Origin of the sequence: Cereibacter sphaeroides 2.4.1 (assembly GCF_000012905.2) — a bacterium.
GTDB lineage: Bacteria > Pseudomonadota > Alphaproteobacteria > Rhodobacterales > Rhodobacteraceae > Cereibacter_A > Cereibacter_A sphaeroides.
In genome coordinates, this window is record NC_007489.1 from 42,787 (window position 1) to 66,943 (window position 24,157).

19 protein-coding genes and 4 pseudogenes are annotated in these 24,157 nt (G+C 62.0%); 7 read left to right on the plus strand and 16 right to left on the minus strand.

Features of this window, described 5'->3' with window-relative positions:
- Positions 1-5: 5 nt before the first annotated feature.
- From RSP_RS20545 to RSP_RS20565, 6 genes and pseudogenes are all read right to left on the minus strand, one after another.
- Entirely contained in the window at positions 6-2,207 is a 2,202-nt protein-coding gene (locus tag RSP_RS20545) for a polysaccharide biosynthesis tyrosine autokinase (protein WP_011331369.1), read from the minus strand.
- Positions 2,204-2,647 carry an arsenate reductase/protein-tyrosine-phosphatase family protein gene (locus tag RSP_RS20550; RefSeq protein ID WP_017140467.1) on the minus strand — a complete coding sequence of 148 codons (444 nt, stop codon included), beginning with the start codon at positions 2,645-2,647 and terminating at the stop codon, positions 2,204-2,206. The genes RSP_RS20545 and RSP_RS20550 overlap by 4 nt, the downstream gene beginning before the upstream one ends.
- A gap of 9 nt (positions 2,648-2,656) precedes the next feature.
- Positions 2,657-3,739, minus strand: a complete 1,083-nt coding sequence (locus tag RSP_RS20555; protein ID WP_011331371.1) for a polysaccharide biosynthesis/export family protein — start codon at positions 3,737-3,739, stop codon at positions 2,657-2,659.
- Positions 3,740-4,588: 849 nt separating this feature from the next.
- Positions 4,589-4,690, minus strand: a pseudogene (locus RSP_RS20560) (DUF1153 domain-containing protein); the annotation flags it as partial.
- A 58-nt stretch (positions 4,691-4,748) separates the two neighbouring features.
- A pseudogene (locus RSP_RS22820) lies at positions 4,749-4,963 on the minus strand (IS30 family transposase); the annotation flags it as partial.
- A 217-nt stretch (positions 4,964-5,180) separates the two neighbouring features.
- Positions 5,181-5,735, minus strand: coding sequence for a putative colanic acid biosynthesis acetyltransferase (locus RSP_RS20565; RefSeq protein ID WP_011331372.1), 555 nt, complete (start codon positions 5,733-5,735; stop codon positions 5,181-5,183).
- 389 nt (positions 5,736-6,124) lie between these two features.
- Here RSP_RS20565 and RSP_RS20570 point away from each other — a divergent pair.
- Positions 6,125-7,252, plus strand: a pseudogene (locus tag RSP_RS20570) (IS630 family transposase).
- A 63-nt stretch (positions 7,253-7,315) separates the two neighbouring features.
- Here the strand turns inward: RSP_RS20570 and RSP_RS20575 are convergent.
- The 3 genes from RSP_RS20575 to RSP_RS20585 form a co-directional block, all read right to left on the minus strand.
- Complete coding sequence (locus RSP_RS20575) at positions 7,316-8,464, minus strand: glycosyltransferase (RefSeq protein ID WP_227590683.1); 1,149 nt, start codon at positions 8,462-8,464, stop codon at positions 7,316-7,318.
- An 85-nt stretch (positions 8,465-8,549) separates the two neighbouring features.
- Positions 8,550-9,722 carry a hypothetical protein gene (locus RSP_RS20580; RefSeq protein WP_162129772.1) on the minus strand — a complete coding sequence of 391 codons (1,173 nt, stop codon included), beginning with the start codon at positions 9,720-9,722 and terminating at the stop codon, positions 8,550-8,552.
- Positions 9,723-10,528: 806 nt separating this feature from the next.
- Entirely contained in the window at positions 10,529-11,038 is a 510-nt protein-coding gene (locus RSP_RS20585) for a hypothetical protein (protein WP_160384191.1), read from the minus strand.
- A 385-nt stretch (positions 11,039-11,423) separates the two neighbouring features.
- Here RSP_RS20585 and RSP_RS20590 point away from each other — a divergent pair, with 385 nt between their 5' ends.
- Positions 11,424-11,648 (plus strand): hypothetical protein, encoded by a 225-nt coding sequence (locus tag RSP_RS20590; RefSeq protein ID WP_160384192.1) that lies wholly within the window; start codon positions 11,424-11,426, stop codon positions 11,646-11,648.
- A gap of 136 nt (positions 11,649-11,784) precedes the next feature.
- Here the strand turns inward: RSP_RS20590 and RSP_RS20595 are convergent, their stop codons facing one another.
- The 4 genes and pseudogenes from RSP_RS20595 to RSP_RS20610 form a co-directional block, all read right to left on the minus strand.
- The gene (locus RSP_RS20595; RefSeq protein WP_011331377.1) at positions 11,785-12,513 is read right to left on the minus strand and encodes a class I SAM-dependent methyltransferase; all 729 of its coding nucleotides are present in this window, start codon (positions 12,511-12,513) and stop codon (positions 11,785-11,787) included.
- A gap of 299 nt (positions 12,514-12,812) precedes the next feature.
- Positions 12,813-14,158: pseudogene (locus RSP_RS20600) on the minus strand (IS5 family transposase).
- 577 nt (positions 14,159-14,735) lie between these two features.
- Complete coding sequence (locus RSP_RS20605) at positions 14,736-15,089, minus strand: glycoside hydrolase (protein ID WP_011331378.1); 354 nt, start codon at positions 15,087-15,089, stop codon at positions 14,736-14,738.
- Between the two features lie 82 nt (positions 15,090-15,171).
- Complete coding sequence (locus RSP_RS20610) at positions 15,172-16,593, minus strand: hypothetical protein (protein WP_011331379.1); 1,422 nt, start codon at positions 16,591-16,593, stop codon at positions 15,172-15,174.
- A 536-nt stretch (positions 16,594-17,129) separates the two neighbouring features.
- Here RSP_RS20610 and RSP_RS20615 point away from each other — a divergent pair.
- The 5 genes from RSP_RS20615 (at position 17,130) to RSP_RS20630 (ending at position 20,939) form a co-directional block, all read left to right on the plus strand.
- Positions 17,130-17,705 carry a type II toxin-antitoxin system PemK/MazF family toxin gene (locus RSP_RS20615; protein WP_011331380.1) on the plus strand — a complete coding sequence of 192 codons (576 nt, stop codon included), beginning with the start codon at positions 17,130-17,132 and terminating at the stop codon, positions 17,703-17,705.
- A 56-nt stretch (positions 17,706-17,761) separates the two neighbouring features.
- Entirely contained in the window at positions 17,762-18,196 is a 435-nt protein-coding gene (locus RSP_RS20620; protein ID WP_011331381.1) for a hypothetical protein, read from the plus strand.
- 128 nt (positions 18,197-18,324) lie between these two features.
- Positions 18,325-18,477, plus strand: a complete 153-nt coding sequence (locus RSP_RS22310; protein WP_017140463.1) for a hypothetical protein — start codon at positions 18,325-18,327, stop codon at positions 18,475-18,477.
- Between the two features lie 90 nt (positions 18,478-18,567).
- A complete protein-coding gene (locus RSP_RS20625; protein WP_011331382.1) occupies positions 18,568-19,230 on the plus strand; it encodes a hypothetical protein in 663 nt (220 codons plus the stop codon).
- Positions 19,231-19,244: 14 nt separating this feature from the next.
- Positions 19,245-20,939, plus strand: coding sequence for a recombinase family protein (locus RSP_RS20630; RefSeq protein ID WP_011331383.1), 1,695 nt, complete (start codon positions 19,245-19,247; stop codon positions 20,937-20,939).
- A gap of 216 nt (positions 20,940-21,155) precedes the next feature.
- Here RSP_RS20630 and fcl read toward each other — a convergent pair whose 3' ends face one another.
- Genes fcl through RSP_RS20645 form a run of 3 tightly spaced genes read right to left on the minus strand, consistent with a single transcriptional unit; the run spans position 21,156 to position 24,001 of the window.
- Positions 21,156-22,118 carry a GDP-L-fucose synthase gene (gene fcl / locus RSP_RS20635; RefSeq protein ID WP_011331384.1) on the minus strand — a complete coding sequence of 321 codons (963 nt, stop codon included), beginning with the start codon at positions 22,116-22,118 and terminating at the stop codon, positions 21,156-21,158.
- A gap of 3 nt (positions 22,119-22,121) precedes the next feature.
- Positions 22,122-23,243, minus strand: a complete 1,122-nt coding sequence (gene gmd, locus RSP_RS20640) for a GDP-mannose 4,6-dehydratase (protein WP_011331385.1) — start codon at positions 23,241-23,243, stop codon at positions 22,122-22,124.
- Positions 23,240-24,001: a glycosyltransferase family 2 protein gene (locus RSP_RS20645; protein ID WP_011331386.1), complete on the minus strand. Its 762-nt coding sequence runs from the start codon at positions 23,999-24,001 to the stop codon at positions 23,240-23,242. The genes gmd and RSP_RS20645 overlap by 4 nt, the downstream gene beginning before the upstream one ends.
- Between the last annotated feature and the right edge of the window lie 156 nt (positions 24,002-24,157).

Consider the following 24,157-nt stretch of genomic DNA (forward strand, 5'->3'; position numbering starts at 1 on the left):
GCTCTCTAGTCTCCCGACTGCGGGCGGTATCCGGTGTCGTAGCGGTAGCGATAGCCGTATCCATAGCCGTACCGGCCCGACCCGCGTTGGGGGCGATAGGCGTTGAGCACCGCACCGGCCGGCTTCACGCCGGCCCCCTGCAGCTGGCGGATGAGGGCCTCCACCTCGCCCAGGCCGGTGACGTCGTGACGGACGACGGCGATGGTGGCGCCGACCGCCCGGCCGATCACCACAGGGTCGGTGACGGCCAGCACGGGAGGCGCGTCGAAGATGCTCAGATCGAAGCGGCGGTCGAGCTCGGCCACGAGCTCTGCAAGGCGCGGGCGCATCAGCAGCTCCGAGGGGTTGGGCGGAAGCTGGCCCGTCGAGAGGAAAGCCAGCCCCTCCACCGGCCCCGGCCGCAGCAGCTCATCGAGCTCCGCCTCGCCCGCCAGATATTCGGCAAGGCCGGGCGTGCCCTTCGCCACCGCGAAATAGCGCCGCAGATGGCCCCGCCGCAGGTCGGCATCGATCAGGCAGACGCTCTGGCCGGCCTGTGCCGCCACCACCGCGAGATTGACGGAGGTGAAGGACTTGCCGGCGGCAGGCGCCGAGGAGGTGAGCGCGATCGACCGGCTGCCCGCGTCGAGCATCCCGAAATGCAGGCTCGTGCGCAGCGACCGGATCCCCTCCACCGTCGCGGAGTTCGGATCCGACAGCGCGAGGATCGGCAGCAGCCCCCGGCCCTTCCGGTTCCCCACCGCCGCCGGCGCAAACAGGACCGTGGCAAATACCGGCAAGCCGAGCCGGTCGAGCTCCTCCGGGCCCCGGACGCTGCGGCGCAGCCAGGCCCGCCCCAGCACGAGGCCGGTGCCCGAGAGCGCCCCCAGAAGCAGCGCCAACGCGAGCGTGCGACCGCGCCGGGGCGCAACCGGCTCAGGCGCCGTGCGGGCCCCGTCGACGATGCGGACATTGCCGATAGTGCTGGCCTTCACCACGCGCAGTTCCTGGGCGCGGTTCAGCAGCTGCAGATAGACCTCCTGCGCCACCTCCAGATCGCGGGTGAAGTTGAAGACCTCGCGCTGGGTCTCCGGCAGATTCGACACCTCCTTGCGCAGTGCCGCCAGCCGCTCCTCGAGCCGCCCCCGCATCGCCAGAAGCCGCTGGTAGGTCGGGTGGTTCGACGTGTAGCGGTTGGCGATCTCCTCCTCCTGATCGGCCAGCTGGCGCAGCTCGGTCTCGATCGCGCTGATCTGGGTCAGCAGGCTCTGGCCCTCGAAGCCGAGGTCGATCGCCTGCTGGGCCTGGCGGTAGGCGTTCAGCCGGTCCTCCGCCGCCCGGACCGCCTTCTGCGCCTCGGGCAGCTGGCCCTCGATGAACTCGAGACTGCTTTCCGCCTCGGCCGCGCTCCGGGTCATGTTCTGGCGCAGATAGGCCTCGGCGATGCCGCCGAGCGTCCGCTGCACTTCCGCCGGGTCCCGGCCCGTCAGCCCCACCTCGAGGATGGAGGATTGCTTGCCACGTTCGGCCACCGTGAGCCGGTCGCGCAGAGCCCCGATCGCCCCGGTCTCGTCGAGCTGCCGGATCACGAACTGGCGGCCCCGTACGCCCTCCAGCGCCCCGATCCTGAGCCCGAAGCCCCGGTCCGGAACGGCAAGCGGGCGTCCGACCTCCCCCGTCTCCTCGCGCCCGTCGGGCAGCAGGAGCGCGAACTGCCCCTCCCCCATCGCCGTCAGGAGGATCGGCTCTTCGACCCATTCGGGTGGCACCTCGAGCAGGTCGAGCCGGATCCGGCTGTCGCCCCGGTCGTAGCGGATCAAGCCCTCCACCTCCGGCAGTGGGAGCACGCCTGAGGCCACCGCCTGCCCCACCAGCGGCGCCCGTAGCGGCTTCGCCTCCCAGTCCAGGTGAAACGCCGCCACCGCCTCCCCCAGCACAAGGCGAGAACGCAGGATCTCCACCTCCGTCGCGCTGCGCGCCTCGCCTCCGGCCAACTCCGAAAGTGCCGTCGGCAGTGCAAGCGGAGAGGCCTTCTCCTCGAGCTGCAGCAGCGTATCCGCCCGGTAGGTCGGCGCCGTGTTCGCCAGCCACGCCAGCCCCAGCATCCCCGCCGCCAGCGTGGCGCTCCCGATCCAGAGCTTGCCGTGCCAGATCTGGCCCAGGAGCTGGCCGAGGTCGATCTCGTCCTCTTCGGGAGCCGCGACCGGCTGCGGTCTCTCTGCCATCATTCCTCGATCCTCTCGCGCAGCCGCTGCGCCCAGGCATCGGCCGCCGCAGACAGTCGTACAAATGTCGCCTCGTGGAACTCCGTCGAGCGGCCGTAGGGATCGGGGATCCCCGTGTTCCCCGTCCAGCGGTCAAAGAGCAGCGTCCGTCCGAAGAGCTGCGGCGCGCCCCGCCCGATCTGCTGACGGTGGTGGGGCTCCATCACCAGGATGAGATCGAAGCCGGTCCCCAGCGCCGAGGTGAACTGCCGCGCCACATGCCCCTCGAGCGAGACCCCCCGCGCCGCGGCCACCGCCAGAGCCTGCGGATCCGCCGGGCTGCCGGTCACCGCCGCCAGACCCGCCGACGCGATCCGCAGCTCCGGCAGACGGGCCTGCAACAGACGCTCGCCCGCGGGCGACCGGCACAGGTTGCCCACGCAGACGACGAGGATCGATGCCATCCTCACCGGTCAGTTCGCACCCAGACGGTCGACACTCCCCGCAGCCCCCACCGTCGGCAGCAGGTCGCTGATCGTGTCGTTCCACCGGCTGAGCGGCGCCCGTGTGACATAGACCACGTCGCTCGGCTGCAGCAGGAACCGCGTGCCCAGAAGCAGCGCCGTGGGCGAGCGGGCATCGAGCTGGAACACCGTCATCCCCGTCCCGCCCTTGCCGCGGAAGACAAAGACCCCGCGTGCATCCGCCCGACGCTCGAGGATCCCGCCCTGACGGGTCAGAGCCTGGGTCAGGGTGAGCGGCTCGAGCGAGAGATCCACCGCCGCAGGCTTCACGATCTCGCCCAGAAGATAGGCCTCCTCCGCCCGTCGCCGGGGAACCGTCACAATGTCTCCGGGCCGCAGCACGGGGTTGTTCTGCCCAAGGCCCGCACTCAGAAATCCGTCCAGATCCACCCGGTAGGACTGGCCGCCCCGCCGCACCGTCACGCGGCGCGTGTCCGCAGTCTCCGTCAGCCCCCCCGCCGCGTTGATCGCATCGAGCAGCGTCAGCGCCACCGTCGTGAGCGGCTGGCGGTTCGGGGTCTCCACCTCCCCCGTCACGCTCACCGCCTGCGACTGGAACCCCAGCACCCGCACATCCACCTGGGGATCCGGAACGAAGGCCGCCAGCCGCTCCCGCAGCTCCTCGCGCACCTCCTCCGGCCCCCGGCCCTCCGCCCGGATCGAGCCCACATAGGGATAGACGATCGTGCCGTCCGCCTGCACCCGGAAGCTGTTCTCCCCGGCCTTCGCCTCCGGCCCGGCCGGCATCGTCAGTTCTGGGTGATCGAAGACGACGATGCCGAGCAGATCCCCGCTCCCGATCCGGTAGGCCCACCTCCCCACCTTCGGAAGAGCCGTCGCCCGGTGCGGCTCGGCCGGCCGCTCGAAGCTCGAAATGTTCGACGCATCGAGCCGGATCACCTGCACGTCCGAAGGCAGCGACGCCTGCGCCCTCTCCGTCACCGGAAACCGCACATGCCCCTCCGAGCAGCCCGACAGCAGGGCGAGACTGCTCGTCAGGGCCAGGATCGTTCGGCGCGCCACTCCCGGCATGTCCCATTCTCCGTTCCCGCCTCGGCCCCCGGGCCCGGCTGTTCATCCCCGGATGAGCGGGGCCTCCGCGGCCATTCGGAGGCCCCAGGGGAGCCGCAGACCCGCCCGCAAATCAGCAAGGCCGCCGACAAATCCCGGTCAAAGCCAAATCACAATCCAGTCCGGATCGAAATACGATCCAAAGTTGCAAAAGACATCTCCAACGTAGTGCGACAGAAAACCTCACCAGGACAGATGCGGACGATGCGGCGGTGGCGTGAGCCTCGTCGGCAAGGACAGAGCCAAATCCTCGACATGATCAAAGCCCGACGGAAACTGATCGAGGTGGCGCAGCCGAAGAATACTGCCCGTGCCGCGGGAAAACAATCCACTGCTCGGTAGCCTTGCAGATTCGGGCCTCCTCCCCTTCATTCTTGTCGCCCATGCGACGATCATCTTCACCTATATCGTCTCAACAAGCTCTTTGCCCGGATGGGCGCGGATGGCGCCTCGCATGGAACAGAGAAGACGGTTACCCCGAAATCGAGCGCCCGCATCGGCTTTGCGGCCCGTTCGATGAAACGGCAATTTCTATCGCAATTTCGGCAAACGCGACAAAAAGGTCAACAATCCGCGAATGTGTCGACATGAGGCTCTCAGCCTTTTGGGCTGACCCAGAACCACGCTACCAACACGCCATCTCTGCCCAGCGTCCCTCAGCGCACTCCGCCCGCTTCACGGATTTCACGTTCTCACTTCCGCGCCAGAGAGAACAAATCCATCTTCTAAGGTTAGACGGCGGTTGTATCAGGGGCAAGATAATACTGAAATCTACTCCCCTTACAATCGGCGAACCGGAGGTGCTGCACCGGCCTCGACCAATGTCGTCTTCCCCTGGATGATCTCTACCACGAGCGCCGTCTTGCGCTTCGCCGTCCACCGCTTGATCGGGTCGTCCATCGTCACACTCATCGCTACCTTACTCCTTGTAGCATGAGCAGGTTCTCACTGGGTCGATTCATCCCTCCTAGTGGACGGACACGATCCGTGCCTCGATCTCCTCCGGCAGGTTGATGATCCGCAGCGATTCCGAAACCATCGCGCTGCCCGCCCGTGTCGTGCGGCGGCATCCGCGAGCGGGTTTGCCTGACGCGGGGCCTTGATCATTGCGGCCTTCAGCCCACCTCGCGGCTGCGCGTAGAACGCGGCGTGGATGGTCTCGTGGCTGACGCGGGCCGAGGTGTCTGTAGCGCGCCCGCTGCCGCTCTGGTGCCGCCAAGAGCTCGATGGTCGCATTCGCATGGGCGAGGTCGTGCTTGGCGTGCGCGATCTGAGCTTCGTAGGCCTTGATCTGCCCGAGGATCTCGGCGCGCCTCAGCTTCAATGTCTGGACGATAAGGGGAAATCCCCCATCCGCCGCCGAAATGACGACCCGACCGGCAGCACGGGTTCGGTGAATAAGCTAAAACATACTCCGCATTTTCAAGCGAACAGCCGGCAATCCGCAGTTTATAGTCCATGGTTCGAGATCCTTCGTCGCTGTGCTACCGAGCCCAAGCACTGCACCCTCGCCGATACTGACGCCCGGGCCAACTGTTGACTGAGCAGCCACCCAAGCTCCATCACCGATTGATATTGCGCTCGTAATTAGGTCAAATGTCGCGCAGCTCCAATTGTGACTGCCGGTGCAGAGGTAAACGCCTTGGGAAATGCAAACGTTGGAGCCAATTATAACCGGCGCCAGGTTATCAATCCAAACGTCTTCTCCAATCCAACTGTTGTCGCCAACTCGGAGTCGCCAAGGAAACTTCACTCTCGTTCGTGGCTTGATAACAACACCTTCTCCAATGTAGGCGCCAAACAACCTTAGGACGCTTCTTCGCATTGCTGAGCCAGGAAGCCAAGACGCGAAGAAAATTGCCTGCACTACCGTCCAAAGGCCCTCTCGCCATTTGGCCGCGCCACGCTCAAAACCGTCATTGTTAAAGCGTGAAAGATCAGGTTGGCCTTTGCTCATTATTTACCTCAATATCGTGGTCGCCCGGGCAATAACCCGTTCTGGGTCATATACAGCAATGCCGGATCCGGCCATTATGCCCTGTCAGTACTAAATGATGACATCACGTCGTTTAGAAGGGGGCTTCCGTAATGGCACGGTCGTAGTCAAGGGCCATGGATTAACGTGAACCAAGCGCGACACAGTGGCCTGTTCGCGGGTCATAGGAGTTGCCATCGCGGAGACGTCAAGGATCGTAGAGGTGCCAGCGCAGGCCCACGTACCGACGCGAGAAGCGGTTCGGGTTTTGCCAGATGCACACTGGATGCCGACGTGTAGTACTAGTAGTACTAGTGTTCCTCACCTGACGGAGGATTCCCGTTTTCGGTGATATGTGTCATTGTTCGGGCATGAGACGCGATGACATCTGCCTTTATCTTGGCCCCGACGACCGAGCGCAGCTGGAAGCGCTGCTGACTGACCCAACACGCCCCGGAAGGTCGTCTGGCGCGCCGGTATCATATTGGCGTCAGCCGACCACTGCGGCACCAGCGAGATCATGCGGCGGGCAAGGACGTCGAAGCCGACGGTCTGGCGCTGGCAGGCGCGGTATCTCGACGAAGGCGTCGATGGCCTGAAGCGCGACAAGACGCGGCCTTCGCGGGTGCCTCCGCTGCCTCGGGAAACGCGCCTCAAGGTGATCGCAAAGACGGTGAAGGAGACGCCGCCGACGGCACGCACTGGAGCCGGTCGAGCATGGCCGCAGCCGTGGGCATCTCGCCGTCGAGCGTGGGCCGGATTTGGGCGGAAGCCGGCCTGAAGCCACACCTGACAAAGGGTTTCAAGGTGTCGAACGACCCGATGTTCGAGGAGAAGGTCACCGAGATCGTCGGCCTCTACCTCGATCCGCCGGACCGGGCGGTGGTGCTCTGCGTCGACGAGAAGTCTCAGATCCAGGCGCTCGACCGAACCCAGCCGTTCGTCGGCTTACGCGGCCCCACCGGGGCCACGCTCCTCCTCACCCGCTGAAGAAGGGGCGCGCGACCACCATGACCCACGATTACAGGCGGAACGGCACGACCACGCTGTTCGCCGCGCTCGATGTGAAATCGGGCATGGTCATCGGCGAATGCATGCCGCGCCACCGGGCGAAGGAGTTCCTGGCATTCCTGCGCCGCATCGACCGCGCCGTCCTGAAGCCGCGCGACGTGCATCTGGTGCTGGACAACCATGCGACCCACAAGACGCCCGAGGTGCAGGCGTGGCTGGAGAAGCATCCGCGGTTCAAGCTGCACTTCACGCCCACCAGCGCCTCGTGGATGAACCTGGTCGAACGCTTCTTCGCCGAGATCACGAACCGGCGCATCCGCCGGGGCAGCTACGAGAGCGTCGACGATCTCGAGAACGCGATCTACGACTACCTGCTGCTTCACAACAAGAAGCCGAAGCCCTTCGTCTGGACCAAATCGGCGCAAGACATCCTCACCCGCGAACGCCGCGCGCTGGACAAACTCGATGAAATCCGCGGAAATCGGTAACAAGCGTCAGACTCGGAACACTAGCTGGTTCAGCCCGAACAACGCGGAACGGCAGCCCATGCCTCACGTTAAAACGAAACTTGGAAGGTTATCCCCTTTTACTACCCAAGAATAGACCTCAAGCATGTTTGAAGCAAGTTTTTCTTCGCCAAAATCTTTCTCCATCCAAGCCCGGCCCTTTCTTCCCATTTCTCCCAACGCTCGCCTAGGCAGTTCCGTCGCTTGCAGTAGAGTCGCCCGGAGCGTCTGATCGTTCAAATCGATCCACCAGCCACACCCATACTCGCGGAGGCCTGACCAAGGAGCATTTCGCGTGGTGATTGCTGGTACACCGTGCGACAAAGCTTCGGCAACGACAAGACCGAAGTTCTCGGCATGAGTGGGAAGAATAAAGATATCCGCCCCAGCATAAAGCGAGCTCTTTGCTTCGCCGTGAATCGGCCCAAGCCACCGAACGCGGGAAACATTCAGCTTCCGCGCATAAAGTTGCATCTCTTTTGTGTGATTAAGCTCATCTGGTCCCGCTATAATGAGTTCCCAATCCGGGCGCGCATCCTCTACTGCAGCCCAAGCGCGAAGCAAATATGGGAGGCCCTTTTTCGGATGAATCCGACTAAGAAACAAAAGGCGGCGCATGCCCGGACGAGGATTCGAGCCGCCTTGTAAAGGTGGTATGCTAACACTATTAGGTACAACAGCAATTGGGTTCCGCAGCCCAAAAGAGCGGAGATGCTCAGCTTCCATCGTAGCCGTCGCTCTGAGGCAGAAGGCCTTTGCTAGATGCTGATCCTCGAACAGGTGGCGCACCAACGCCTTCTTCCAGCGCGAGTGATCCCTAGCCCAAGGGTCCAACATCCCCCTAGGTGTAATGACGTAAGGAGTGCCAAACCCTATATGATGCCGTAGATTGGCGAGCGATGGATAAGTCCAGATACCTTGGACGTCGACCACGTCGGGCCTAAGACTGGCCAACGTAGTTCCAATGTCCGGAGCATAACGAAAGGGCGTTCGCAACGGTTGTACGTGTGAGTGAACGTTTTGCCCCCAGCGAGAACCTGCACCTGGATCTTCTGGATCTTCAACACCGACGACATGGGTATCAACGCCTTTCCTTGTCAAACCGCGGGCAAGCGATGGAACAGACGAAGCTAATCCACCTGCGGCAGGTGAAAGAAGAGCCGTTACAAGTGCTACTTTCAAGTGCTCCCCCATAATGCTTGAGCATACCTTTCCAAGCTTTTGTTCTATAAGCGCGAAAGAATGTATATGGCCTTCATTCCGAGTTGACTACAGCGCGTCAACGAATACGCATCCTTGCGATTCTCGCTCCAAGTCGCTCGATCAGAATAATAACAACAAACCCGCAAAGAACCATCGCCAACTGCGTCAGTCGAAGATTAGTGAAGTGGAAATTGAATGCAGTTGTCAACGCGAGGAAAAACGATTTCGGGCCAAATCCATGACTTCGTGCTATTGCAAAGCCGGTTCCGATCACGATGCCTCTGATTGCGCTGAACAGCAGCGCTCCGATCAATCCGAAGTTCGCGTACCCATTCCCGTACGACTCCGGTGGCCAAGAGCTAGGATACATGAGGGAGAAAGGCAAAGATGGTACAACATGATAGCCTTCGGCGAGCGTTCGAATGTATACCCCCTCGTCAAGTGGCGGATTACCGTAAGGCCCCGGGATCATAAACCTAGCTATAAGATCTTTGAATGAGCTTCCTTGCCACTTTGGGTGATTGTCGAAGTAGTCAGTGATGAATAGATAGGTGTCTAAGTAACTGAGATTAGCGATCGTCGATACGGCGCCCGCTTTAAAATCTCCCGCCGAGCCAGTCTGGTTGTTTACACGCCATTCGAGCATCGCAGAGAAGAAGATCACGATTAACGCTGTTAAACCTACAGACGTAAGCGAGATTAACGGGATCTTGCGGACGTACTTTTGATAAGCAATCCAAGCAAACAACAGAATAAATATCGGGATCTTTCGTCCCCCGAAAACTGCCAGAAGGACAAACAAGGAGGAAACAATGAAGATCAAGAGTATGAGACGCATTCTCCGCTGACTGTGAACCCTGGTTGCATGTAGGATCGTCAGAAATATCGCGGGCGTCAGGAATATGTCGTAGACTCCAGTTCCCGCGAGAAGTTCTGCTCGGGATGCGATATTACCAATGATGTAGAAAAGGCCACCGGCGGCACTTAGCTTAACAATGACAAGCGCAACGCAGAAGCCGAATAATAGCAAAACTGTTGCAGGTGTCGACGTTTTTGCCTCTGAGGCTGCCGACGAAGAAGGGAGCCTACCTCTAAATGAGGCAGCAACAATGATGCCAAAAATCGTAAATAAAAGCGAAATTGCGTAGTACCCTGAGACTTTAGAAAGGCCCTCTCGAACGGGCAACGAAGTCAAATAAGCCACACGTGATCTGTCTGGGTCGATGGCCAGAATGGCATAGTACGGCAAGATCGTGACTGAACTCAAAATAGAAACTATGCGAACGGGGGCATTATAAAGTGGACGTCGACCCTCACAAGTCAATCCAATAGCGTGAACTAGGAAGAGAAGCAGCCCACCAAGCATACTATTGTAGCGTCCTTATTACTCGTGCCGGATTTCCAGCTACAACGCTGTTAGGCGGAACATCACTAGAGACAATTGCGCCAGCAGCAATCACAGAACCCTTCCCAATACGTTGACATTGAGGCAAAACAATCGCCCGGGCTCCGATCCAAGCGAGGTCGCCAATCTCTTTATAGAAACCCCGCGGTGGTGAGTGTGGATCAAATCCGTGACTATGCGTGTAGACTACCGCAGACTCGGAAATCACGACGTTGCGGCCGACCTTCAGACCGCCGGTGTAGTCGATCCGAACATTCATGTTTATTGAAACATCATCTCCAATATCCATGAAGCCGTTTTCGCTTTCGGAGACCACTATGCTTCCGCTGCAGATAATGCAGTTGGTCCCAAAGGAGATTTGTTTTAGATCTTGCAGCCACACGTTGTGCTGAACGCGACTGCCCTCGCCAAAGTGCTTGCATAGTGCTTGGGCTATGCCTGTTGCAAGTAGGCTTCTACTTTTATTTAAAACGGCGCGAGATAGGCGCAAGAGGCGGAGTAGGGCTACGCCGGCACCATATTGGATCAACTTCTTAATCCCTTGTCTCATTTCCGAAGATCAACCCCAAAACTGGATGTGCCGGTTCTGATTGGCCGACTTCCGATTGAACCCGAAGACATGGCCATGGCACGTTGCCCTGCCTATCAGCCTAACGATGAAGATGCAGAACCGATAAGACGGAAAAGATCAGACGAACTAAGTATCCTGCACAAACGCACGCTCCAATCATCCATAGGCTAAAATCGATAGGCGCTTCTCTTGCCACAGCAAAGAAAAGCACACTTGATCCTATTCCAATTAGCGGCGCCAAGAAGTATCTTGTGTGCTGATCAGAAACTATTAGCCCCTGACTCAGATATCCGCAGCTTGCCCAGAATAAGATTGCCAGCCCCACCATTAATATGCTTTCGCGCACAGCATCAGGTTCTGCATGGAAAACCAAGTCAAGAATTTGCGAGGGAAGAGATTGAATAGTAAGAGCCGTCAATACCGAAGCGACCAGCCCAAAACTCGCCGACCTAAAAAGATATCTCTTCAAACCGCTCTTATCACCAGCCTGCCGTGCTTTTCTTGAGTTCTCGAGTGTAATATACCCCGTTGCTGTTACAATTAGTTGAAACGGAACGAACATCATTTGCGCAAGGGCCAACACACCCATGAAGTGCGTCGACGCTGCCATAAGACATAGGTACCGCAACATATTTGCCTGCAGACTATCGAGCACTGGGTGCAATGCTGAGATTGACCAGGTGGACCTAATAAGTGACCGAATGCAGTTCCTATTGTGTCCTACACTCCGGACGGAAGTGCGCGTCACAGGCAAAATATCGAAGTATGCCACCACTAGCACGGTTGATAGCAGTGAGATTACTAATGCACCGTCGAGGCTAAACCCTAACTCGAATGCAACCAGAAATGGCGCAAGATTGCCAAGGCCTCTAACGAGGAAAGATCGCCCAACATTGGATCTCTGATTGCGCTGCTGAAAGTATCCCACAGACACATCGCTTATCTGATCGAAGGATCTCAGGGCTAACAACAGGATGGCGGATCTTCCCGTTTCGGAGGAAGCTGACACCAGATACGTGATAGCTCCCGCCAAGATGAAACATGCTAAAGTTGTGGTGCTTCGTAACAACAACGCTGTGGAAGGCGATATTTTCGGCGGATCCGAAACTGCCATCGCTACCCGAAGATTCAACCCTGTTAGCAGACAAAGCGGCGCGAAGATGCTCAGGCCAACTGAAAACGATCCGATGATTTCATAGGACGATGTGTGCGCCGTTGCGAGCAACACAGCCGCCTGAGATGCCGCCCAGACGATCTGACCCAATAATAATGTAGCCACACCGAGCGACGCTGCCTTTTTATCTGTTCGTTGTTGCAAAAGAAGGCTCTTTGACTTCAGGCAGTAGGCGATTTGCGCAAAAAAACCAGCATGCTCCCAACCATCGCTGCGGGAAGTATGCTGTGCAGTAATTCAGCTGATCTGTAAATGATTCGGCTTCCGGCATAATAGGCGGGATCGGTTTTGTAGAAATAAGATAGATCAGAGTAATTTGGAAAATGGCCCTTTATCTTCGTCATCGTGTTAAGTCTGTGGAATGTCGGAAATATGTCTTGTTCTTCCCTTAGGGGTTGCGTCACCTTGAGCGCCCTTGAGTGGATCCGCTCAGGCAAAAGATTAGAGATAATTGTTATATAGTTTGTTATGTGTGGAGTCCGTGCGCAGAAGAATCCCCCTGGCTTGAGAATGCGGTCCACTTCAGAGCAAAACTTCCAGGGGTCTTCGACATGCTCGAGCACAAAGTCCGCGATCGCTAGGTCGACGGCTTGATCCGGAAGCGGAAAAACGCAGTTCTCGATTAAGAGAGAGAGATCGGCAGACGCGTTCTGATAAACAGCCTCATCGACGTCAATCGCGGTTACTCTTTTAACCTTACCCTTCAGAGTTCTGAGGCTTGTCTTGATGCAATCCGGATCTTTCTCCATCCATGCGGCTCTTCCCGCACCTATATCCACCACTTCGAATTCTGGTTTGATCAGTGCATTAATTCTTAGGTAGAACTCTATTGTTGCATCTCTTTGAGTGTACCCCCCGGCGAAACGGTTGACTGGATTGAAGCGTGTCATTCAAGGGTCCTTATGTACTTGCGTATGTTGACTGCAATAAAGAATGCCTGATACCAACTTCAATCCTGCACAAGAGGCATTGGATCCAGTATCAACAGATGTTAAGCAGGGTCCGCGCATTTGGGCAAGTTTGGCCGAACTTGATGCCGTGGGGGCGGCGGCTTTCCATCTTAAAGAAGCCAAGTGCATGTAGCAGGGCGCTGAATTGGTCTTCGCCAGCCCCCGAAAGGTCAAAGCCCCGAGAAGATGTTCGCCGGACGCGCCGTATCGCTCTATCAAGTTCAGCCTGAACAACGCGATCAGGCGGCGGCGATGCTACACCCGTGAAGCGGCTTCTGTCGGATCATCGCCAGTACGAGGGCGATGACGGCGGCAAGAAGAGCCCTCAGATGGGCGAGGATCTTGCGGATGTTGTGGCCGCAGCCGCAGAGGACGGCGAAGAGGGCGTCGCCGAGGGTGCCTTTCAGGTAGCAGCGGGCAAGGCGACCGTCGGCCTTCATGTGACCGATCTCGGGCTCGATGCTGCTGCGCCGTCGGAGCGCCTTCGCCAGCGCCGGGGTCAGCCCGCGGCGGGTGCCGCTGATCAGGACCTGGGTGCCATGGACGCCGTGACCCTTGTAGCCGCGATCGACGACAGCCCGCTCCGGCGGGTGGCCGGTGAGAATGCCGACCTGCTCCAGCGCCTCGCCGAGGGTGTGGCCGTCGTAAGGGTTCCCCGGCAGCGAGCGCGTGCCCACCACGAAGCCGCCCTTCAGCGTGGTGGCCACGCTGACCTTGGTGCCGAACTCGTAGCGCACCCGAGCCTTTCCCTTCGAGATGCAGTCGACCTCCGGCTCATGGAGCGAGTAGATCTTGCCCGGGTCCTTCGGCGCCTGGTGGAGCAGCCGCGAGACCACCACGAGCTTGTCGAGCACCCGCTCGCGCAGCGGCCCCTCGGGGATCTCGTCAAGCTGCCGCCGGATGTCCCGCATCACGCGGCCGGTATAACCCTTGAGCGTTCTCAATGCCTTGCGCATGCGCCGGAACTGTTTCGCATGCGCGTAGCGACCGACCTGCGCCGCCAGACGCGGTGCGAGACGCGCGTAGCTCTGCCGCAGCTCGATCCCGGCGTCTCGGGCCAGATCCACCAACTGCGCCCGTGCGCGTTCGTAGAGCCGGGAGTCCGTCGGGTGCGCAATGTTCTTTTCCATGACAGCCGTATCGATGGCGACCTCATCCAGGCTTGCGTCCTCGAGGACCCCCGACTTCCGCCCGGCCTCGATGGTCTTCGTCAGCAGCCATTCGGCACCCTCTTCTCCGATCCGCTTCCGCCAGCGGGTCAGCGACGTGGATCGATCGGCGGCTCGTGCTGAAAGAAGGTCTCACCGGTAAAGTGCTGGTAGTACGGGTTCTCGACCCAGCGGGCGACCACCGCCTCGTCCGAGAGCCGGAACGCGTGCTGCAGATAGAGCAGCCCTGCCACGAGACGGGGCGAGGTCGCCGGACGCCCGGTCGTGGACGGGAAGAAGCCCGCCCATTCGCGCTCGAAGAACTCCCAGTCGATCAGCCCCGCCAGCGTGACCAGTTCGTGGCGCATGTCGATCATGTCGACGAGGCGCGGCCGGAAGAGGTCGTTCTGCTCGGGAGGACGGGGACGGTGCTTCATGCGGCGGGCCGAAATTGCAGGGTTACGGCTGGAATCCTATGAAATCCTGCAGGCCATGGCGACAGAAACCTCGGGTTCTCCCCGCTGAATCAACCACTTCGCCGCTGTTCAGGCCGGACTATCAAGAGCCGAAAGTCCCAAAACGCGGGAGATCCCCTCTACGCGTTTCTGCGGCTGTGATGGGAGGTGATGTTGGTGAATCCTCGATAACAACTACTACCGTGGTTCAGCGTAATCTGTTGAGGCGGCCTACTTCGTCGATAGCGGACAAAGCGACTAAGTGCCTGCAGGGTTGCTCAATCCTGCGCCACTTATGCTACCGCACCGCCCTTGCCTCCATGGCGGCGCCTCTGTCCTTCGCATGTCGTCGTGCCCTGCCACAGCAACGCAACTCTTGCTATCACTGCCGAAGCCTTGACGGAAGCACTGAGGCGCTGGGTCGTACCGATACCGTGCGACAAACTCACTCACGCAGCCAGTGTCGGTTAATCTCCAGGCGGTAGTTCCAATTTGAAACGGCGGCGCAGGTGCCTGCGCCGCCGGGTGAGTGTGGTTCGCGGGGTCTAGTGCTTTGGGATCAGTTGCCCGTAGCGGGTTTCAGAGGATCAGCCAAGCTGTTGGCCGGCCGAGCGGTGTTGGCATCAGGCGCGGGGGCCGCGTCGGAGGCACTGGGGGCGAGCTTCGGCTCAAGATAGCCAAGGTCGATCAGCTTCTTCCAGGCGATCGGGCTGAGAGACGGCGCGATCGTGTCGACGTAGAGGCGGCGGGCTTCCTCCGGGAGGCTGGGGAGGATCGCAAGCGTCGTGATCCCGATCTCCCGCTTGGCCGCCTCGTCCTGCCGCGTCACTTCGTTCGAAATTTCGATGACGAGCTTGTCCGCCTTCGCGCGTGCGGCTTCGAGCCGCTTCCTGTAGTTTTCGAGGTCTTTCATTCTGTCAGTGTCTCCTTGTGCGAACCACAGCAGGAACCTCGGTTCGCTGCGGCGCGGGCGGAAACGGCCGGGCAGAATTTTTTCACCTCTCATCGTCGCGACGCGTGTCCCGCGCCTCGGTTCGTTCGCGCGTGGACAGCGCCGCCTGGGCGTCATCGAACGCCTGACTGACGGTGCTCACGTGCGCGAGGATCTTGTCGCGCAGGCCCTTCGGCAGGGCCAGGAGCATGGCGTCCCGCAGCGCGCCCGCCGCGGCGGCGAGGCGGTCTGCCGCGCCGAGACGTTCCGCCACCAGGGCGTCGGCCGCGCGCAGGGCCTGCTGCCGGGTGGAGCGGAAGGCGTTCGCGAGCCGCTGGCGGATCGGCCCGGCCTTCGCCGGTGATGCCGTCATCCGGCGGTGCAGATCCGGCGCGGCCGCGGCCAGACGCGCCAGTTCCTCTGGCTGGTCAAGCCGCTCCGGGTCGACCTGTCCGGCTCCCACGGCTTCCAGTACGGCCGCCGCGGCGTCGGTCTCCGCTTCGCGATCGGCCACGGCGGTCTCGCGTTTGGTCAGGGTCGCAGCGCGATTTTCGAGCCAGTCTGCCTTCGACGCAAGCTGCGCATCGCTGGCGGCCAGCGTCGCCTCCTGCTCCTTCAGCTCCCGGTCCTTCCGGTCGAGCCGGTCCTGCTCTTCTTGGCGCCAGATGTGCGTGGGCTTGTGCTGCACCCACTGCGGGGCGGCCTCCATCGCTTTGTCCCATGCGGCTTGTGCCTCGGCCTCGGATCCGCCGGCGTCCCGCACCCGCTTCCGCGCTGCTTCGGCTGCCCCTTTCGCCTCGCGCCGCGCCCTGGCCCGAGCCTCGCCGCGCCGCAGGCCGAGCGGCGCGAAGAAGGCGCCGACATCATCCTGCGCCGCCTCGTAGCTCGCGATCAGCGGGTGCGAGGTCGGCTGGATCAGCCGCTGGGTGCCGCGGCGGCCGGAGGTCTTCTCGACCCAGGGCACGATGATGGCGTGCAGATGCAGCGCGGTCTCGTCGTGGTCGGCACGGGCCGTCACCACCATGTCGCCGAAGCGCGACGTGAGCCACTCGCAGGCGTGGGCCGTGAAGTCCGCCTCCCGCCGCTCCTTCTCGGCGGTGTCGAACAGCTTCGACGGGTCGGACGGCGTCTCGAACCAGTCCTTGTTCACCGTGAGGATCACCTCGCGGAGCGGGCCGGCCTCGGTCGCGTTCCACGGATCCTTCGGACCCTCCTTGCCGCGCGCCAGCCACTCCTTCTTCCGCTTCAGCCGCTTCAGAGCCGCCAGTTCCTCGGCGAAGTTCTCGTCGCGGGCGGCGGCGATCTCCAGCTCCAGCCGCTCCCTCCAGTCGGCATCGCCGATCAGGTTGGGCCGGTTGAGGTACTTGCGCTCAGTGACGCAATGTTCGCTGCCACGGCCGCGGCGCTCTTCGTGCAGGACGTAGCGGGCGAGATCGGACGGGAAGAGCGCGGCGAAGCGCAGGACGACAGGGCATTTCTCGGACACGGGCGGGGCTTCCGGCTGGGGAAGCCGGGAAGTGGATCCGTCGCGTCAGGCCCGGAAACGCCGGCGCAGCCGAAGTGTCGGGGCATTACTCACTAACCGAGTGACACTCCGGGCCTTCGGCCCTCCCGTATCACTCGCCGTTCGCCGGGGCGCTGCCCCGGACCCCGCGCCTTCCGCGGGACCGGGAAGGGGCCGCTCGCCGCACCCCTCCGGCCTCCCCCGGGCGTCCTTCCGACAGACCCGAGAGCCGTTCCTCTCCTCTCGGGGCTCTTCCGGGGAAGGAGCGCGCTTGCCGCCTCTCCCCCCACCCTCACCGGCGTCTTCCGACGGACCAGAGGCCGCGCCGCTCGCTCTGGACTGCCCGGGCGGGAAGTGGCTCGCCGCCTCCCCTGCACCCCTCAGGCCAGCTGCGCCCTTGTGGGCGCGCGGGCGATCACGGGTCCAGCGGCGCGTGTCGGGTGACGCGCCGCCGGATCCGGACGCCCGCAAGGGAGTGGGATCGGCAGTGGGGTCAAGATCCCAACCTCGGAGTCATCATGCTCGACGCTTTTCCCCTTCCCTCCTCCGGACCGGTCGCTCTGCCCGCCCCGGCGTCGGACTGGCGCCAGACGCTCGCCGTCGGTGACGTCGTCGCCTTTCGGTTTCCGGTCGCCGATGTCGAAGGCGGCCTGCCGAAGACGCGCCCCTGCCTCGTCCTCGAGGTCGATACGGTCTTCGGCGAGCGGCGCGTGACGCTCGCCTACGGCACGACTGTGCCCGGCGGGCGCAACCGCGGCTACGAAGTGCGCGTCTCGGACCCGCTGGCGCTTGCAGCCGCCGGTCTGCATCGACCGACGCGCTTCGTTGCGCAGCGCCGGATCACCGTGTCGCCCGACAATCCCGGCTTCGCCGTCTGCCGGAACCTGAAGACGCCCCGGATCGGCCGTCTCGCGAAGTCCGAGATGGACCGGCTGCAGGCCGTCCGCGCGCGGCTTCACGCCGAAGCCGACATCGCCGCGGACCGGAGGGCCGAGCGTCGGCGCGAACTTGCGGATCGCCGTCCGCAGGGCGCCCGGCCGGCGCGTCCCTTCACGGTCGAGATCGTCCGCCGCCGCAAGCCCGCCACCCGCTGAACCGACGCGCGGGCGCCCGCCTGCGTGCCCGCGCCATCCCCCAACAGGAGATCACAATGGACATCCCGACCCTCATCCCGGCGCAGAACAACCACCGCGTCGTGCATTTCACCGGGAACGAACCGCCGCGCGACTTCGAGCGTCTCGAAGAAATCGCCGCCGACGGGATCGCCGCGGCCCGCGACGCGCTGGCCTTGTTGCCGCTGCTGCCGACCCACCTCTTCAACCAGCTTCACGGCGTTGCGGGCGAGCTGCTGCCGCATGTCAGCGACCGTCGCCTGCTCAACGGCCGTGCGCGGCAGCACCTGGAGGCCGTCGTCGAGGTGATAAACCGCCTGCGGCTGCAGGTGGACAGCGAGGACGAGGCGCTGTTCGGCGAGATCGGCCGAAACATCATCGCCGCCCTCGATGCCTCGAACCGCGTGGCCGACCTTCTCGCCGCCGAGAAGGAGATCGGCTGGCTGCGCGGCATCCGCGAGCCGCAGGGCTGATCGGCGCCCGCCGACCGCGCCCGAAAACCCCCGGAAAAAAATCTCGCCGCGTGTTTCCGCCCCGCGCGCGGCGAACTCACTTCCAGATCCGTCCGAAAATGGACCGCTCACACCAGAGGAAGACGTCAATGTCCCGCATCATCCCCCTGCCTCCGAAACCCGCGCCCGCCCTGCATCTTGCGGCCGCCAACGAGAACCCCGGCGGCGCGACCGAAGCGACGATCGCGCTGCGCTCGCTCGTGACCGTCATCGCCCGCGACCACGCACCCGCCTGCGCGTAGGCCCTTGGCTCGCGGGCAGCCGCCCCGGCGCTGCCCGCACATTCCCCTCCGACCAAAGCTGGCCCGCGTCACGGGCCGAGAAGGACAATAATGCAGCTCCTGCCTGTCTTCCCCTCTCCCGAGGGCCTGATCCCTGCCAGTCTGCGCATCACCTATTCCAGCGTCTGGCGCGTCGTCGCGATCGATGGGCGCGGTCACATGTCGACACACACCGCCGTGGCGCCCTTCTCCCGGCGCGGCTGCGAGGAGTTCTTTCAGAACCACCTCGCGCAAAACGGACAGGCCTTCATCTGCGCGAAGTCGACCCCGCTCCTCGACGTGCCGCCCTGCGCGCAGCGCCCCGAAGAGGCCCGCGCCCGCATCACGGCCCTGATCGACGCGCTCGAAGCGAGCGGCGTCCTCTGCGACCCGCTCCTCCGCAACCTGCCGGCCGGCTGGGTGAAGCCGTTCGAGATCTTCGTCCGTGACCTCCTGCGGCTTCGCGAGACGGTGAGCTTCGAGGTCGCGCTGATGCTGCAGGCCGTCCTTTTCGGCGGCGACGTCCCGCTGGTCTTCGGCCAGCCCGAGATCCGCGACTTCGTCCGCGCGATGTGGGACTGGTTTGTGGCGCAGACCCGCACGCGCTGCATTCTCACGGGTGAAGCGGCGACGCAGCTCCCGAGCGGCCGAGTCGTGGGCCGCGCGGGCGAGAAGCTGCTCAAGCGCGACCCCGCGGCGTTCCAAGCACAAGTCTACGGCCCCGAAGCCGCCTGACAGGAGACCCATCCATGTCGCTGCCGTCCCACGGCTTCACCATCCTGCGCAACGCGCCCGACAGCGCCCGCGGAGCCACCGCCCGTTCGGCCCGTCGCGCGGCCGGCGCTGCCGAACCAATGCCCACCGGCTCCGGCCGGCAACTCGCGGTGCTCTACGCGCGCTACTCCAGCGCGAAGCAGAACCCCATGTCGTGCGAGGATCAGCTGGCGCTCTGCCGCGAGACGGCGGCGAACCTGAACTTCGAGATCGCCGCCGAATTTTTCGACGCGGCGGCCAGCGGTCGTACCCTGCTGCGCAACCGTCCCGGCGTGTGCGAAATGAAGGCCCGCGTTGCGAAGGGCGACGTTGCCGTCCTCATCGTCGAAGGCATCGAGCGGATCGGCCGCCGCGCCCGCGACATCGCCGAGGTGTCCGAGTGGTTCGAGAGCCAGAACGTCGACCTGGTTGCCGCGAATGGCGGCCGGATCCCGTGGAAACTCGTGCCCTTCCACGGCGCTATCGCGGAATTTCAAAGCCGCGAGACCGCTGACAAGACCCGCCGCGGCCAGGTCGGCACCACGCGGCGCGGTCGCGTCTCGGCCGGCCTCGCTTACGGTTACCGCGTCGCGCCCGGCGCGGCAGAGTTCAACCGCGTCATCGATCCGGCTCAGGCCGAAGTGGTGCGCCGAATCTTCGAAGACTACGCCGCCGGCCTCTCGCCACGGCAGATCGTGTCCACGCTGAATGCCGAGGGCATTCCCTCACCCACCGGCATGGCGTGGAACGACAGCACCCTGCGCGGCAATGCGCAGACGCGCGACGGCATTCTGCGCAACGAAGCCTACGTCGGCACGCTCGTCTACGGCCGCAACCGTTTCACCCGCGATCCCGACAGCGGCAACCGGCTGTCGCGACCCGGCGAGGCAAATTCGATCGTCTATGTCGACCGGCCGGAGTTGCAGATCATCCCCGAGGATCTCTGGAACCGTGTGCAGGAGCGGCTTGAGAAAGCGTACAAACTGCGCGTGGCGCAGAAGCGGCAGCTGAACGAGACCCACCGCGCGCGGCACCTGCTGACCGGCATCCTGCGCTGCGGATGCTGCGGCGGCTCCATCACGATCGTGAACGGCGAGCGCTACGGGTGCTACAATCGAAAGAGCAAGGGGCTCTCGGTCTGCGGCAACCGCCGGACGATCCTTCGGCCGAAACTGGAAGAGGCCGTTCTCGCGCGCATCCGGGCGGGCCTGCTGACGCCGGACCTCGCGCGTCACTTCGCGGCGGAAGTGCGGCGACTCTGGGAGGAGCAATCGGCGGGCCAGACGAATGCGCCCGCGCGTCTCAAGACGGATCTTGCGCGGGTCAAGCGGTCGATCGAAAACCTCATCAACCGTCTGGAAGGCGATGATCCTGGCCCGCACATTCTCGAGAGACTGCGCGATCGCGAAGCGGAAGCTGCGCGGTTGACAACGGAACTTGCGGCGCTCGAAGCGCCCGCAAAAAACCGTCAGCCGCCGTCTGCCGAGGAACTCGTGGCCGCTTATCGGGGCCACGTCGATCGCATGGAGTCACTGCTGCGGGATCCGGCGATGATCGTCGAAGCGAACGACCTGTTGCGACACATGTTGGGACACGTCTCCGTGCATCCGGACGCTGACAGACCGCGAGGATTCCGCATCGAGATCACGGGCGACCTGCTCACCTTCCTTCTGCCGTCCGCGTCAAAGTAGGGCACTGACGGCACCACGCCACCGAAGCCTCCCCACGGGGAGGCTTCATGCATTTCGGCGTCCAGGTCGCTCGGATTTCGCAGCAATCTCAACACGCTGAGGCGGAACCGCGCCATCTGCCAGGAGTCCCGCCGAAACCCGTAGATTTCGGGGGTATCAGGGGCATGATACCAACCAGATGATCTCCCGCCTCGCAGAGGAAAGTGGACACCAGCGTCAGGCCTCGCGCAGATCCGAAATGTGCTTGGTGAACCACCGATAGGTTTCCGTGATCCCTTCTTGGAGCGCTATTTCGGCGCGCCAACCCATCAGCGTGAGACGGCCGACGTCCATTAGCTTGCGCGGGGCGCCGTCCGGCTTTGACGTATCGAACACGATACGGCCTTGGAACCCGATTACCTCCGCGATCAGCCGGGCAAGATCGGCGATTGAAATGTCCTCACCGGTACCCAGATTGACGTGGCTCAGCATGGGCTGGGTGTTGGCGCGGTAGGTCTCGGCGTCGAGACCCATCACGAACAGTGCGCCTTTCGCCATGTCGTCTACATGCAGGAACTCGCGCATGGGGCGGCCCGAACCCCAGATCAATACCTCGTCCCGGCCCTCGACAACGGCTTCGTGAAACCGGCGCATGAGGGCTGGCAGAACGTGGCTATTCTCGGGATGGAAGTTGTCGCCTGGCCCGTAGAGGTTGGTCGGCATCACGGAACGATAGTCGGTGCCGTATTGCCGATTGTAACTCTCGCAGAGCTTGATCCCGGCGATCTTGGCAATGGCATAGGGTTCGTTGGTGGGCTCCAGTAAGCCGGTCAGAAGGGCTTCCTCCGCCATAGGTTGGGCCACATCGCGCGGGTAGATGCAGGATGACCCCAAAAAAAGGAGCTTTCTAACGCCTGCGGCATGGGCCTGATGGATCACGTTCGACTGGATCATCAGGTTGTCGTAGATAAAATCAGCCGGGTAGGTGTTGTTGGCGTAGATCCCGCCGACCTTTGCAGCTGCCAGCACCACGGCATCGGGCTGCTCGGTCTGGAAGAAGTCCCGCACCGCGGCCTGGTCAGTCAGATCCAATTCAGCGTGAGCGCGGGTGACGGTTTCAGTGCCTGCGGCTTCAAAGCGGCGAAGGATGGCGCCTCCCACCATGCCGCGATGGCCCGCTACGTAGACTTTCATCTCCATGCGTCAGCTTTCGAGCGCCACGGGCAGGTGCAGCCCGTTCTCACGAAGAAGTCGATGGCGGCGGGCGGATTTCAGATCCTCGGCCACCATCTCGGCGCACATCTCGCGCACGGTCATTTCCGGTACCCAACCGAGCTTCTGCTTGGCCTTCGCCGGATCGCCTAGAAGCGTCTCCACTTCCGCCGGGCGGAAATAGCGCGGGTCGATGCGCACGATCACGTCGCCGCGCGTAACCTCAGGCGCCATATCGCCACAGACGTCTTCCACGACCCCGATTTCCTCCACGCCCTGCCCTTCAAAGCGGAGCGTGATGCCGAGCTCGGCGGCCGACCACTTGATGAACTCGCGCACCGAGTATTGCAAGCCAGTCGCAATCACGAAATCATCGGGTTTCTCCTGCTGCAGCATCATCCACTGCATCCGAACATAGTCCCTGGCGTGACCCCAGTCGCGGAGGGAGTCGATGTTGCCCATGTATAGGCAGGGCTCCAGTCCCTGGGCGATATGGGAAAGGCCCCGGGTGATCTTGCGGGTTACGAAGGTCTCGCCCCGGCGCGGGGACTCATGGTTAAAGAGGATGCCGTTGCAGGCGTAGATCCCGTAAGACTCGCGGTAATTGACGGTGATCCAATAGGCATAGAGCTTGGCCACGGCATAGGGCGAGCGCGGATAGAATGGCGTCGTCTCACGCTGCGGTATCTCTTGCACGAGGCCGTAAAGCTCAGAGGTCGATGCTTGGTAAAACCGCGTCTTTTTTTCCAGCCCGAGGAAGCGAATCGCCTCGAGCAGCCGCAGCGCTCCCACCGCATCGACATCGGCGGTATACTCGGGGCTCTCGAAGCTCACCGCAACATGGCTCTGGGCGCCGAGGTTGTAAACCTCGTCCGGTTGGATCTGGGCAAGGATACGGGTGAGGTTCGAACTGTCGGTCAGATCGCCGTAATGCAGCTTCAGCCTTGGATTGCGGGCGTGCGGATCTTCGTAGATGTGGTCAATTCGCTGGGTGTTGAACATTGAAGCCCGGCGCTTGATGCCGTGGACCTCATAGCCCTTCTCCAGAAGGAACTCCGCCAAGTACGAGCCGTCCTGCCCCGTGATCCCGGTAATCAGGGCGGTCTTCGTCATCCAGTATGTCCTTCACGAGTAACGAACTGAGATACTTTTAAAGCGTTTTTTAGCATTAAGGTGCCAACTCCACCAACCTCGTTTCGACGGATCGCGCGCAAATCCTCGCGACTTTTACATAAAACGCGTTCCAGCGACTTGTTGCTCTCGCCCCCCGTCCGCATCTTGACGAGAACGTCGGGAATGTACGCCAGTCGGATCTGACCGCGGACGAGCCATCGCAGTATGGCGTCGTAGTCGGCTGAGATTCGGAATGTCGGATCATAGGCCCCGAAAGATTCGAATACAGCACGCCGCAGATAAAGCGTCGGGTGCGGAGGCATCCACCCTCTCGACAGTTTGCCGGGCTCGTATGCTCCTGACGACCAATGCCGCAGAATACGGGAGGGATTGCGATAAGACACATAGTCGAGATCGCCGTATACCCCGTCGACGCGCGGATCACGAAATGCATGAGCAACTTTTTCGAGAACCTTGTCGTGCGCAAAGAAATCGTCAGAATGCATGAGACCGATGATTTCCCCTGTCGACCGAGCAATCCCGCGGTTGATCGCAGGGTAGATACCTCCGTCGCGCGCACTTTCGAGAGATAACTCGGGGCGCAAATGCTGAGCTATTTCCTCCAGGGTACCATCGGTCGATCCTCCGTCCTGTATGACATGCTCCACCGGCGCGTAGGTCTGCGCTTGGACGCTGCGGAGCGCATCCGCAATTGTTTCACGACGGTTATAAACCGCAGTAACAACCGAAATCTTCATGTTACAGATTCTCAAGTGAGGCGCCGCCCGTCAATTTAGCCCAATCCGAGCTACAGAAACGAAAGCTTACTCAGTGGTAGCGCCAAGCCTTAAGGCTCACGCGCTTTCATTATATCCCAGATGGCATTAAACCGTTCATGGAGAATGCGGATCAAC